Annotated in this window: 12 protein-coding genes; 9 read left to right on the top strand and 3 right to left on the bottom strand. The window is 41.9% G+C overall.

Features of this window, described 5'->3' with window-relative positions:
- Positions 1–18 precede the first annotated feature (18 nt).
- From E2491_RS06135 to E2491_RS06120, 4 genes are all read left to right on the top strand, one after another.
- A complete protein-coding gene (locus E2491_RS06135) occupies positions 19–1,188 on the top strand; it encodes an NAD(P)-dependent oxidoreductase (RefSeq protein ID WP_134373998.1) in 1,170 nt (389 codons plus the stop codon).
- Positions 1,185–2,507, top strand: coding sequence for a glycosyl hydrolase family 28-related protein (locus E2491_RS06130; RefSeq protein WP_134373996.1), 1,323 nt, complete (start codon positions 1,185–1,187; stop codon positions 2,505–2,507). The genes E2491_RS06135 and E2491_RS06130 overlap by 4 nt, the downstream gene beginning before the upstream one ends.
- Complete coding sequence (galU, locus tag E2491_RS06125; protein ID WP_134374363.1) at positions 2,507–3,400, top strand: UTP--glucose-1-phosphate uridylyltransferase GalU; 894 nt, start codon at positions 2,507–2,509, stop codon at positions 3,398–3,400. Before E2491_RS06130 ends, galU begins: the two co-directional genes overlap by 1 nt.
- Positions 3,401–3,467: 67 nt before the next feature.
- Positions 3,468–3,821, top strand: a complete 354-nt coding sequence (locus tag E2491_RS06120) for a helix-turn-helix domain-containing protein (protein ID WP_134373994.1) — start codon at positions 3,468–3,470, stop codon at positions 3,819–3,821.
- A gap of 141 nt (positions 3,822–3,962) precedes the next feature.
- Here E2491_RS06120 and E2491_RS06115 read toward each other — a convergent pair whose 3' ends face one another.
- Complete coding sequence (locus E2491_RS06115) at positions 3,963–4,517, bottom strand: biotin transporter BioY (RefSeq protein WP_134373992.1); 555 nt, start codon at positions 4,515–4,517, stop codon at positions 3,963–3,965.
- Between the two features lie 172 nt (positions 4,518–4,689).
- Between E2491_RS06115 and E2491_RS06110 the strand changes: the two genes are divergently transcribed.
- The 5 genes from E2491_RS06110 (at position 4,690) to E2491_RS06090 (ending at position 11,819) form a co-directional block, all read left to right on the top strand.
- On the top strand, positions 4,690–6,861 hold the full coding sequence (locus E2491_RS06110; protein WP_134373990.1) for a malate synthase G: 2,172 nt from the start codon (positions 4,690–4,692) through the stop codon (positions 6,859–6,861).
- A gap of 118 nt (positions 6,862–6,979) precedes the next feature.
- Complete coding sequence (locus tag E2491_RS06105; protein WP_134373988.1) at positions 6,980–7,279, top strand: hypothetical protein; 300 nt, start codon at positions 6,980–6,982, stop codon at positions 7,277–7,279.
- Positions 7,280–7,352: 73 nt separating this feature from the next.
- Positions 7,353–8,636, top strand: coding sequence for an isocitrate lyase (gene aceA / locus E2491_RS06100; RefSeq protein WP_134373986.1), 1,284 nt, complete (start codon positions 7,353–7,355; stop codon positions 8,634–8,636).
- A 221-nt stretch (positions 8,637–8,857) separates the two neighbouring features.
- Complete coding sequence (locus E2491_RS06095) at positions 8,858–10,501, top strand: sensor domain-containing protein (protein WP_134373984.1); 1,644 nt, start codon at positions 8,858–8,860, stop codon at positions 10,499–10,501.
- Between the two features lie 115 nt (positions 10,502–10,616).
- Positions 10,617–11,819, top strand: a complete 1,203-nt coding sequence (locus E2491_RS06090) for an NAD(P)/FAD-dependent oxidoreductase (RefSeq protein WP_134373982.1) — start codon at positions 10,617–10,619, stop codon at positions 11,817–11,819.
- Here E2491_RS06090 and E2491_RS06085 read toward each other — a convergent pair.
- Together E2491_RS06085 and E2491_RS06080 are read right to left on the bottom strand one after the other, a co-directional pair.
- On the bottom strand, positions 11,816–12,091 hold the full coding sequence (locus tag E2491_RS06085; protein WP_134373980.1) for a hypothetical protein: 276 nt from the start codon (positions 12,089–12,091) through the stop codon (positions 11,816–11,818). The two genes, E2491_RS06090 and E2491_RS06085, sit on opposite strands and share 4 nt — an antisense overlap.
- Before the next feature lie 132 nt (positions 12,092–12,223).
- Complete coding sequence (locus E2491_RS06080) at positions 12,224–13,204, bottom strand: zinc-binding dehydrogenase (RefSeq protein WP_134374361.1); 981 nt, start codon at positions 13,202–13,204, stop codon at positions 12,224–12,226.
- Positions 13,205–13,268: the final 64 nt, after the last annotated feature.

Raw genomic sequence — 13,268 nt, 5'->3', positions numbered from 1 at the left:
CTGAGAGGTGTAAAACAAATGCATGTAAAAACAAGAATAGGGATCGCCGGAACAGGGTTTATTGCAGAAGGATTAATAAGGACACTTCAATTACAACAGGATGTAACCGTTGCAAGCATCTTGACGAGACGAAACCTGAATGATATTAATCACTTCCCATACAAAGAGCTGCTTACAAACGAATTGGATGTATTAATAGAACGTTCAGATCTGATTGTTGAATGTACGGGCGATCCGATTTATGGTACGGAAATTGTACTTAAAGCTTTCGAAGCAGGTCTTCCAGTTGTCACGATGAACTCAGAACTGCATGTGATTTCAGGATCATACTTAACTGGGAAAGGGTTTATAACAGAAGCGGAAGGTGATCAGCCTGGATGCATTGCCGCATTTTATGAGGACATTGTTCAAATGGGATTTAAGCCCCTGGTTTATGGCAATATTAAAGGCTTTATCAATTTGAATCCTGCCTATAAAGATATGATGTACTGGAGTAAGCGTAACAAGTTGAGTTTATCTAAAGTTACATCTTTCACTGATGGTACTAAGGTTCAGATCGAGCAGGCACTGATCTCGAATGGCTTGGGTGCAGATATATTTCAGGATGGCCTCCTGGGTCCATCGGCGGAAAATATCAGTTCAGGCGGTGCATATTTAGCTGAAAAGGCAAAACAGCATGGAATTCCTATAAGTGATTATGTGTTATGTCCTAAAGGACCAGCAGGCATTTTTATTACTGCAGAACACGAAGAAAATCAGAGGGATGCTCTGGAGTATTTAAAACTCGGTCCGGGACCCTATTACACGCTAGTTAAAAATTTTCACCTTTGTCACCTTGAAATCATTAAGACAATACGCCGAGTCGTTAGCGGTGGGAGTGTACTGCTCAATAATTCTCTTTTACCGTCTATAAGTGTAGGAACAATTGCTAAAAAGACGATAAAAAAGGGTGAAAAAATTGACCACGGCATTGGAAGTTTCGTTGCCAGAGGGGAAGCAGTCAGAATCAGAGACCATGAGGGACATCTGCCAATTGGATTGTTAGAAAATGCAGTTTTTAAGAATAGTATTGAAGAGGGTCAGTTGATCAGTATGAATGATGTGGAATTACAAGAATCGATGGCACTTAAAGCTTGGCTTGAGACAGAAAAAAATGTGCTGAATCAATATAAGGCGGCAAATAAATGAAAAAAATAATACTTGCATTGATATTGTTAGCTGTAGTAACCTCAACCGTATTTTACTGGTCCGACGATGAAAAAACTCAAGGAACAGTAGATGTGGTAAGTGGTGAGGAAAGTGTAACAGCAATAAGTGTCAGGACATACGGTGCGGTTGGAGATGGTGAGAACGATGATACAGATGCGATCAAGATGGCGCTCAGTGAGAATGATCATATTTACTTTCCAACAGGAACCTATTTAATTACCGACTCCATTGAAATAGATTCTAAAAGAGTTGAAGGTTCAGGAATGGATACGGCTATAATTTATAGTACAGCCAATGCACCTATTTTCAGAATGACTGGCTCCAAAAATGATGTGAGAAACCTTGGCCTTAGCTATGAAGGCTGGGATCAGAGAGAATATACAGAAAGAAATGCGATTCAGTTTGAAGATCAAATCGCTAACTCTGTCTTTGAAAGTATTCATATGGTTTCGGTGTACAGAGGGTTTTACATTGCTCAAAATAAAGAAAACTATGCATTCTCAGTGAATATGAGAAATATTTATGTTTATCAGTACGCGAAAAATGCGATTCACCTGGTACCTCCTCAAGGAGGAAATACTGGAAGTGTTATTGAAAACATTTACACCTCTAATGGTTTGAGGGAAAACAGATATGAGCCTGATGTTGTTCCCTTTGTGTTTGAGCGGGCCAGTGAAATGACGCTTATCCAACTGAATGCTGAATGGGCTAATATTTCTTCGGCTTTTCAATTCGACTATTGCTTTAACGTTGTTGTCATCAGTCCGCATTTAGAAGGCAACAATCTTAAAAAAGAAAACAGTACATTCTTTAATGTAAACGATTCAAACGTTAAGATCATTGGCGGACGTGCTTATGATAATCTCATAGAATCAAATTCATCCGTTTTTACAATGCAGTGGAATTCAATGGTTTCTGTAGATACGTTTTATACAGAAGCTAATCAAGAAACTGATGGATCCCTTTCACTGCTCAGGACTGAAGATAGTACGGGAGGGCGGATAGAGTTAACAGGGTTTAAAACAGATAAAGAAGAGTTGTTGAAAAATCAATATTTACTAAATGAGGATCAGACACCTGTGCTGACAAGGTTAAACGACCGGAGTTATTTTGATGGTATAGGCATATATAGTGCTGAAGAACTTCCAGAACCATCAGAGTCATGGAGAGGAAAAATGATACTGATTGAAATAAATGGCACTGATCTCATTTACATTTGTGTTGTTGAAAATAATCGTTATCTATGGAAAGAAATTTCTCAAGATGAAAATAACGAGGAGAGAGGGATGGATATATGATGCGAAAAGTGAAGAAGGCAATCATACCCGCTGCTGGCTTGGGGACGAGATTTTTACCAGCGACTAAAGCGATGCCTAAAGAGATGTTACCTATTTTGGACAAGCCCACTATACAATATATTATTGAGGAAGCAGTTGCTGCGGGAATCGAAGATATCATTATTGTAACAGGTAAAGGGAAAAGAGCGATTGAAGATCACTTTGATTATGCAGTCGAGTTAGAAAAAAATTTACTAGATAAAGAAAAATTTGATTTATTAGCAAAGGTCAAATTTACCGCTGATTTGGCGAACATTCATTATATCAGACAAAAAGAACCCAAAGGTCTTGGACATGCAATATGGTGTGCAAGACAATTTATAGGAAACGAGCCTTTTGCTGTGCTTCTTGGTGATGATATTGTGAAAAGTAATGTGCCTTGTATAAAGCAACTTATCAAGCAATATGAAGAAACTGGACGTTCAATCATTGGAGTACAGGAAGTGGACGAAAGCGAAACATCCAGATATGGAATTATTGATCCTATGAGTCGAAAAGAGCGGTTAATCCAGATGAAAGGATTAATTGAAAAACCTTCTCCCGGAACATCTCCTTCTAATTTTGCCATACTGGGTCGATATATATTAACTCCTGAAATATTCAACATCCTTGAGAATCAGGAAACGGGAGCAGGTGGAGAAGTTCAATTAACAGACGCGATAGAAAAACTGAATCGTCACCAGTCAGTTTATGCTTATGAGTTTGAAGGGACTCGATACGATGTAGGTGAAATATTAGGTTTCTTAAAAACAACGGTAGAATTTGCTCTGAATGATGCCCGTATAAAAAAAGAATTTGAAATTTATTTAAGAGAAATCATTTACAAAACTGAAAATAATATGATCTTTCATTAGTAAAAAGCATTCGTTTAACACGACTGAGTATTTGGGACTTTTAAAAAAACTTAAAGGGGAAGTGAAAATGATTGGGGATAAGATAAAACATTTGAGGACCAAAAAAGGCTACTCTGTTTCCGGATTGGCTTTCAAGTCAAACGTATCAAAATCTTACCTTTCAAACTTGGAGAATAATAAAAAGAGCAATCCGTCTCTCGATATCCTTTCGAAAATTGCGAATACTCTGGATGTCTCTGTGGATTATTTAGTAGACGATCAATCAGATACAAAAGAAAAGTGTCTTGATCAAGAGTGGGTAAATTTAATCAAAGAAAGTATTAAAGAAGGGATGTCTAAAAGAGATTTTTCTGAATTTCAAGTTTATCTTAAATTTAGAAAGAATTTATTGGAACAAAACAAAAATATGATCAGTAAGTAAACGTTTAACATAGAGTTGAAATTTCGCTAACAGACATTCATTAATTTGATGAGAGAAAGTTGGTACATTCTTAACTTTCTCTCAAACTGATTTGCACATTTTAAACAACCTGTTATTACTCATAGCGACGTTTATCGGTGATTAAGCTGCTTCACCAAACCTCATCTGAGAACTCCCCAAACGATTTCGCACCGCAATTCCGATCCACGCAGCCAGCAGGGCTTTAATCACACCTACCACTAAAAATGGATATACACCAGCGGCCATTGCTGCCGGCCAAGACATGTCGAGTAACACTTTAAGCCAAATGGCTCCGAAGGTTAAGGTTACGATCATGCCGATCAGGTTGGCGATGATGGCCATTTTGATGGTAAAGGATGTTTTTTCAAGAAACAGTCCTGTTAAGTAGGCGGCCGCAATAAAACCGACAATGTATCCGCCTGTTGGGCCTGCTACGACGTGTGCGCCACCTGCGAATCCTGCGAAAACCGGAAGTCCTGTTATGCCGAGTAACATATAAATGATCATGGCAAATGCACCATAACGGCTTCCTAAAATAGTGGCAGCGATTCCGACTGCAAGGGTTTGACCGCTGATCGGGACGAGTGGCAGAGGGATCTCCACCTGAGCCAGAATGGCTGTGACTGCGGCCATCATACTGCTGAATAATAACATTCTCAAACGACTGGACGACATCTTCATTCCTCCTGAATAAGTTAACTTTAATCAATTATAAGTTTACACAAATCATCTGATTTTGAACAGCTTTTTCCAATAAAAGCGAAGAAAAAGGTTGCTTCATGATGATTATGTTATATAATAATTTTATATTTATTATTCTGTTATATAACAAAAGGGAGTGGATTGAATGATTCAAAAAGAGAAATTACTGGCTGACCCGCTTTTAGTTGAGTTTATTGAAAAGGAGGCACTTCCTGGAACAGGGCTAGCCGCCAATGAATTTTGGCGTGGTTTCAGTGATCTGATACATGAACTTACTCCTCAGAATACGAAACTTCTTGAAAAGCGTGACCGGCTCCAGGAGCAGATTGATCAGTGGCACCGTGAGCATGATTGGCATGCAGAACGGGATCAATATGAGCAGTTTCTGATGGATATTGGCTATCTGGAACAGGAGGTTGAGGAGTTTCAGGTTGAAACAGCAGCTGTTGATATTGAAATTGCTGTTAAAGCTGGACCTCAGCTTGTGGTGCCGGTTAATAATGCACGATATGCCGTTAATGCTGCGAACGCCCGATGGGGAAGTCTGTATGATGCATTATATGGAACGGATGTGATCAGTGAAGAGAATGGTGCGGAAAAAGGGAAGAGCTATAACCCTAATCGTGGACAGCGGGTGATTGCATTTGCAAAGGAGTTTCTGGATGAAATGATTCCTTTATCAAAAGGGTCGCATGCGGAAGCAGAACAATACTTTATTCAGGATGGAGAGCTGATGGTTCAAACAGCTTCGTTCTACACTGTGCTTCAGGATCCTGGTTTGTTTGCGGGATACCGTGGAACGCCTGAAAATCCGGAAGCTGTATTGATACAGCACCACGATCTATATTCAGAAATCCAAATTGACCGTAACCATCCAATTGGTGCAACAGATGCAGCGGGTGTGAAAGATGTTTTGCTTGAATCGGCTGTTACAACGATTATGGACTGTGAGGACTCAGTCACAGCGGTAGATGCTGAAGATAAAGTAGCGGTGTATCGCAACTGGCTCGGGTTAATGAAGGGCACATTGGAAGCTTCTTTTGAAAAGAACGGGAGAAAGATGACCCGTAATCTGGCTCAGGATCGAACGGTGATAAAGCCGGATGGTGAGTCTATCACATTAAAGGGCCGCTCCCTTCTGCTGATTCGAAATGTCGGACATTTAATGACAAATTCCATGCTGGTCGATGAAAATGGCCAGGAAGTATATGAGGGGATTGCGGATGCAGTTATTACCACCCTGATTGCACTTCATGATCGCAATGAAAAAGAACTGCTGCCGAATTCAGAAAAAGAATCGATCTATATCGTAAAACCGAAAATGCACGGCTCGGAGGAAGTCGCTTTCGCCAATGAATTATTTAATCGGGTGGAGGATTTACTTGGACTCGGCAGATACACGATAAAAATTGGTGTGATGGATGAAGAACGCCGGACATCCCTCAATTTGAGAAACTGTATCCGTGAGGTGAAAAACCGGATCGTGTTTATCAATACAGGGTTTCTGGACCGGACAGGTGATGAAATTCATACGTCCATGCAGGCTGGACCGGTGATTCGAAAGGGTGAAATGAAGCAGTCTGTCTGGTTGCAATCCTATGAGAAATCTAATGTTGATAACGGATTACAATGCGGATTGCAGGGAAGAGCCCAGATCGGAAAGGGGATGTGGGCGATGCCTGACCGTATGAAAGAAATGATGGAGCAAAAGTCTGCGCATTTACTTGCAGGCGGGAATACAGCGTGGGTGCCATCACCAACTGCTGCAACGTTACATGCGTTGCACTATCATCAAATTCATGTGAAATCAGTTCAGGAAAATTTAAAGGAGAAGATATCTGACCGCCGTGCCGGCTTGCTGACTTTACCTTTAGCCCGTCCTGAATGGTCAGAAGAAGAGATTCAACAGGAGCTTGAAAACAATGCTCAAGGTCTGCTGGGTTATGTTGTCCGCTGGGTCGAGCACGGAGTCGGGTGTTCAAAGGTGCCGGATATTTATAACGTTGGGTTAATGGAGGATCGTGCCACGCTCAGAATCTCAAGTCAGCATATTGCTAACTGGCTTGAGCAAGGAGTTTGTTCGAGAATGCAGGTGCTTGAAGTGCTGGAAAAGATGGCGGAGGTAGTAGATCAGCAAAACAGTGATGATCCTGATTATCTCCCGATGGCCGGTCGATTTGATGAATCGGTGGCTTTTCAGGCAGCCTGTGAGCTTGTATTTAATGGCACAAGTCAGCCTTCGGGATACACGGAGCCAATTCTGCACCGTAAAAGACTGGAATTTAAACGTAAAAGCCTTCTTTCAACTAAAAATTAAACTTTTCGTTTAAAAAGGGCGGTTTTTAAAAAATTTATATGCAACTGTTATAAAACAGTTGCATATAAATATAATCTGTTATATATTAATATCAATCAAATAAATTGGAGGGATTTACATGACAACACAAATCATGGCAACAACCAACCGTGAGCTGATTGAAAAGTGGATGACGCAGCAGCTTCTTCAGGGTAAGCGGAACGAGGAGATGGCTGGAACGCTTTTCGTATATGGAAACGAAGCGCATCGTCTGCATCATCATCCGACAGGTGAGCTTGAAATCGTATCGGAGGAAATCACGGAGGTAGTTGTTTTCAGACAGCCTGCGGAGACGATCCCATACAATAGCTGCCGTGCGTGCGGGATGGAGCATGAGTCATTCAAAGCTGCAATCGAATGCTGTGCGGATGTCGATTAATTTTTTTGGATTAACTGTTATATAACATAATTAAAATATAATTATTGTATTAATACAAAGGGAGATGGATGAAATGACAAACACTAATCAGCAGGCAGAAACATTAACGCAGGAGTGGCAAAGCAGCCGCTTTCAAGGGGTAGAAAGACCATATTCACCTGAAGATGTGATTAAGCTTAGAGGATCAGTTGTGATTGAGCAGACACTTGCTACAATGGGAGCAGAGCGGCTGTGGAAGCTGATGCATGAAGAAGATTATGTGAATGCATTGGGTGCGCTGACAGGAAATCAGGCAATGCAGCAGGTAAAAGCGGGTTTAAAAGTGATTTATTTGAGTGGCTGGCAGGTGGCAGCGGATGCGAACCTTTCGGGTCATATGTATCCGGACCAGAGCTTATATCCTGCAAATAGTGTTCCGCAGGTAGTGAAAAGAATTAATCAGACGCTTCAGCGTGCCGATCAGATTCAGCAGGCAGAAGGAAAGGGCGATACATATTGGTTCGCCCCAATTGTAGCAGATATGGAAGCAGGCTTTGGGGGAACATTAAACGTATTTGAACTAACAAAGGCAATGATTGAAGCGGGTGCAGGAGGCGTACATCTTGAAGATCAGCTGTCTTCTGAAAAGAAATGCGGCCATCTTGGAGGAAAAGTGCTGCTGCCAACGCAGACGGCCGTTAAGAATTTAATTTCAGCTCGTCTTGCAGCAGATGTGATGGGTGTACCAACGGTGATTATTGCCCGAACAGATGCTAACGCGGCTAATCTCATTACAAGTGATGTGGACCCTTATGATCACCCGTTCATTACAGGTGAACGGACGCCTGAAGGATTCTTCAGAACAAATGACGGACTGGATCAGGCGATTGCAAGAGGGCTGGCGTATGCACCATATGCCGATCTGATCTGGTGTGAAACGTCTGAACCGAATCTTGAAGAAGCAAGACGTTTTGCAGAAGCAATTCATGAAAAGTTCCCAGGAAAACTGCTTGCCTATAACTGCTCACCATCATTTAACTGGAAGAAAAAGCTGGATGATGAAACGATCGAAACCTTCCAGCAGGAGCTGGGTAAAATGGGCTACAAGTTTCAGTTTGTTACACTTGCAGGCTTCCATTCTCTCAACTTCGGCATGTTCGAACTTGCGAAAGGTTATAAAGCTCGCGGGATGGGTGCATACTCAGAACTTCAGCAGGCAGAATTTGATGCGGAGGCAGACGGCTATACAGCAACGCGCCATCAGCGTGAAGTCGGAACGGGTTACTTCGATGAAGTGTCATTGGTCATTTCCGGCGGAACCTCTTCAACAACTGCCCTGTCAGGATCGACTGAAACGGAGCAATTTCAAAAAGCATGATCATTTTTTAATAAAGCTGAGGCGGTACTCTTGATGAGTACCGCCTCAGCTTTATGTGTTAAAAATGTAATTTTAGAAATCCAATCAAATTGATAATTATGTAAAAATAAGTAAAAAGAACCGTATTCGTTTAAAGCACATTTAAGCCGATTGTCATGAGTACTTTCCCGGAAACGGTGGTATGATAAAAGTACTATGTCAGAGGAATCGGAGGAATTCACATGAAACAGCATTATGAGAGCAATTTATACCCTTTTATAACAATGATGAACCGAATATCTGACATTGTTTTTATATTAGAAGTAGCAGATGGTCCTGATTTCCGTTATGAATTTGCTAATGAGAAAGCAAAGGAGCGTCTGGAAATTGACGAAACCATATTGGGCCGGCGATTCGAAGATATTTATTCAGATAAACGTGCTGAATATTTAAGGCATCATTATCTGGAGCTTCTTCGTACTAATGAACCTGTTGTTTTTGAAATTAGTACAGAAGACGGCTGGACCGGTGAAACGACATTAAATCCAATTACAGATGAAAACGGACATATTCATCATATATTATCCATTACCAGAGACGTCACGGAAAGAAAACAGCTGGAGGCATCACTTCTCAGAAAATCGATTGAACTTGGAATGGTATGGGATCATGCATCAGATGCCATCTTTTTAATGAATGAGGATGGTTCCATTTATAAAGTAAATCAGGCTTTTGAGAAAATGCTGGGCTACACAGAAGCTGAAGTAAAAAATGTGCTGGTCGCCCCATTTTTTAACGGGCATGATCAGACTAAGCATGAAGCATTTCTGGCAAGACTTCACGGAGGAGAGTCTTTTGAAAATATGGAACGTCAACGTGTATGTAAGGATGGCCGGATGATCGAAGTGCTGGCATCCTACCGCCCGATTAAAATGAGCGGACGTTCTTATGCCATTGTGATGTATAAAGATATCAGCGGGATGAAGGCGATCGAGAGGCAGTTGAAGGAACGTGAAGAGCGTTTTCGTTCTCTGTTTGATTTAAATCCGGATGTGATCTGGGCAACGGATCAGACGGGCAAAATTATTGATGTTAATGCTTCCGTCAGTCACATTCTCGGCTACTCAAAAGAGGAAGTCCTGAATAATGATGGTCACCTTTTAATGGGGACAGAGGAATCGCAGCGAACGCTTTATCAATCATATATGGAAAGAACGCTCCAGGGCGAATCTATTGAATACAAAGCAACGGTTCCGCATAAAAAAGGACGTCAGGTGGATTTAAAAATTAAAACGATCCCGATAAAAGTAAACAATGAAATTATAGGGATGTATGAAGTAGGACAGGATATCACAAAGCAGAACCGTGCTGAAAATGCACTGAAAAAAATGGCGTTCAGCGACAGTCTGACGGCTCTGCCAAACCGCCGTTATATTACAGAGAAGATTGATGAAACGATTCAGGATGCCCACCGGAATGGCAAGATGTTCGCGCTGATGTATATCGATATGGATCATTTCAAGGAAATCAATGATTCGATGGGACACGATGTTGGTGATGAGTTGTTGAAACAGTTTTCAATCCGTTTGCAAAGTGCACTTGACGACAATCAGGTCGTGGCGCGTATTGGAGGGGACGAATTTCTGATCCTGATCCCTGATATAGAGAATGAAAAAGAGGTTGAAGTGTTGGCTGAAAAAATATTTAGCTCCATTAAGCATGAGTGGAAGGTGGATCAATATCACTTTTGTACAACGTCGAGCATGGGAATTTCTATTTATCCAACCCATGGGCGAAATAAAAGAGAGCTGATCAAACAGGCTGATGAAGCCCTGTATGAAGCCAAAAATAACGGTAAAAATTCATACAGAATTTATCAGAAATGATGATTCTGATGTAAAGGCAGAGGGTGGGACAATATTCAAATTGTTCCACCCTCCTGCTGTTTGACCGGGATTCATCAGAGGGTATATAAAAAGACAGTTGAAAGGAGAGGTATGCATGAGTTTACATAAAGGAAAGTTATATTGGCCGGAGACGATAGAAGCCCCTTCGAAACACCGTTCTCTGGAGAGTGATCAGACATGTGATGTATTAATTATTGGTGGCGGTATGGCTGCTGCGTTGTGTGCAGAGGAGCTTTCCCACACACGATTTAAAACGATCGTGGTGGAAAAAGGTGAGGTCGCTAAAGGCAGTTCGGCAGCAAATACAGGGCTGTTGCAATTTTCCAATGATAAAATGCTCCATGAATTCATTAAAGATCTAGGGGAAGAAAAAGCAGTCCGTTTTTATAAAAGCTGTCTTGAAGCCGTGGATGAACTCCAGCAGGTGGCCGGTACGCTGGCCGGAGAGACGGGATTTATCAGGAGACCGAGTCTTTATTACGCATCTACCGAGGAGGACGTAAATAAGCTGAAAAAGGAATACGAAGCACTGCATGAACATGGATTCGAGGTGGAATATCTTGATTCTGAAAAAATTAAAGAGCGGTTTGGATTTGAAAAGCCTGCCGCGATCATGACACATGGTGATGCAGAAGTAAATCCGAATCAGCTGATTCACCGTCTTTTCGAGAGTGCTGAAACAAGAGGAATAACCGTCTACGAGAATGCGGAAGTGCAGGAAGCCGGCCGTGACGGTGAAGCGTATATTTTCACATCTGGAGATCATTCCATCAGAGCTGAAAGAGTCATCTACTGTACGGGATATGAAACAATTCCTTACAGGGTAAAGGACCTGGCGGATTTGAACAGATCCTATGCAATAGCGACCAGCCCGGTTGCAGATTTTCCAGAGTGGACATACCGTGCACTGATCTGGGAAACAAAACGCCCTTACTTTTATATGAGAACAACAGAGGACGGCCGGATCATTGCCGGGGGACTGGATGAAGAAAAAATGGATGCTGACGTGACCGATGAAAAGCTTGAGAGAAATGGAGACAGGTTGATCAAACGAATTAAAGAGCATTTTCCGGACTATGAAATTCAGGCTGAGTATAAATGGTGTGCGACGTTTGGGGAGTCTGAAGACGGTTTGCCATTTATTGGTCCTCATCCTGAGAAAGAGGGAATCTATTATTGCCTTGGCTTTGGTGGTAACGGGACCGTCTATAGCAAATTAGGTGCAAAGCTTCTGTGTGAGATGTTTCATGAAGAACATGACCAGGAACTCGCAGAATTGCTTGATCCCGGCCGTTAAAATTGAATCGTCGTCATCGCAACGACTGCGGAAATAATAAATATCGTATAAGCCAGAAGCCGGACAGGATGAGCCATAGAATAGCGGGAGAGAGGAATCAGCCGAAGAATCAACAGATTTAAAAACATCATCCCGGCTAACAGAAACAGCAGCTGAAGCAGAAGATTGCCGCCGGCTCCGATTAATGAAATGAAATAATCATAAAAAAGGCCGGCCAGGAATCCGAGCATAGCCATGATCAGCATGACCATATAAGGTTTTTTAATGGGCATTTTTGTTCACCTCATTTAAATCATATCACGCATAAAACACTGTTACATGGAAGAGTACTCAATTGATCTGTATATGAATGACTTAAAAAGGCTGGACCAAACTCTGTAAAGAGTTTGGTCCAGCCTTTTTATTTAGTCAATCACGGCGACAATTTTTCCTTTTACTTTTCGTGTTTCGAGCTCCTCAAGTCCTTTTGGAACATCTTGCAGCGGGATCGTCTGTTCAACAAGAGCTGAGATTTTCCCTTCAGCCAGCAATTCAACTAAATGGTCGCCCATTACCTTCAGCGTCAGCTCCTCAGCCCTGTTTCCAGACTGATAAACACTGCCGAGCGCAACGTGATGGAATGAAATCGGATGGGCAAAATTGATGGACTCATTCATTTCCGGCTGTCCGGCAATAAAGGCAATCTGTCCATTAAACGCCAGTGCTTTCAATGATTTAGTTGCATTATCACGTCCTACAGTATCTAAAACATAATCCACACCCAAACCGTCTGTAAATCGCTTAGTTTTCTCAACAAAGTCGTCTTCGTTATAATCAATGGCTAAGTCAGCGCCGAGACTTTTGACATATTCATGATTGGCAGAAGAAGCTGTCGTAATGACCTTCAAGCCTGCATATTTTGCAAGCTGAATAGCAAATCCGCCAACACCGCCAGCACCTGCGTGAATCAGGATAGATTTATCTTTTTGAATGTGAAGCTTAAAGAATAGCGCCTGATACGCTGTATAGGCAGCGACAGGAAGCGCAGCCGCTTCTTCAAATGAAACGGCATCAGGCAGCTTAGATACTGTATGAGCCTTTGTCACAATGTATTCTGCATAAGCCCCTTTTCGTGCCATATCAGCAAGAAAAACAACGCGGTCGCCTTTTTGTAAGTCTGTTACGTCTGATCCTGTTTCCTCCACAATACCTGCCGCATCAAGGCCGAGAATATGTGGGTAGCTCCATGCCGGAGAGCCATTCTGTCCGGTCTTATAGTCAACAGGGTTTAACCCCGCAGCCTTCACTCTGACAAGAATTTCGTCTGTCCCCGGCTTTGGTGTTTCGGTTTCCTCCACCTTCATCTCACGCCATTGACCTTTATCATGTAGAAGTAAAGCTTTCATCATCAGTATGTCCTCCTCGTTGGATGGTTTTAGTGTATAAAATGTATCCTTTCGTTTACCCGTT

The sequence above is a fragment of the Jeotgalibacillus sp. R-1-5s-1 genome (assembly GCF_004405105.1).
Taxonomy (GTDB): Bacteria; Bacillota; Bacilli; order Bacillales; family Jeotgalibacillaceae; genus Jeotgalibacillus.
Note: the sequence above shows the minus strand (reverse complement) of the source record. Positions and strands in the feature narration are given on the sequence as shown.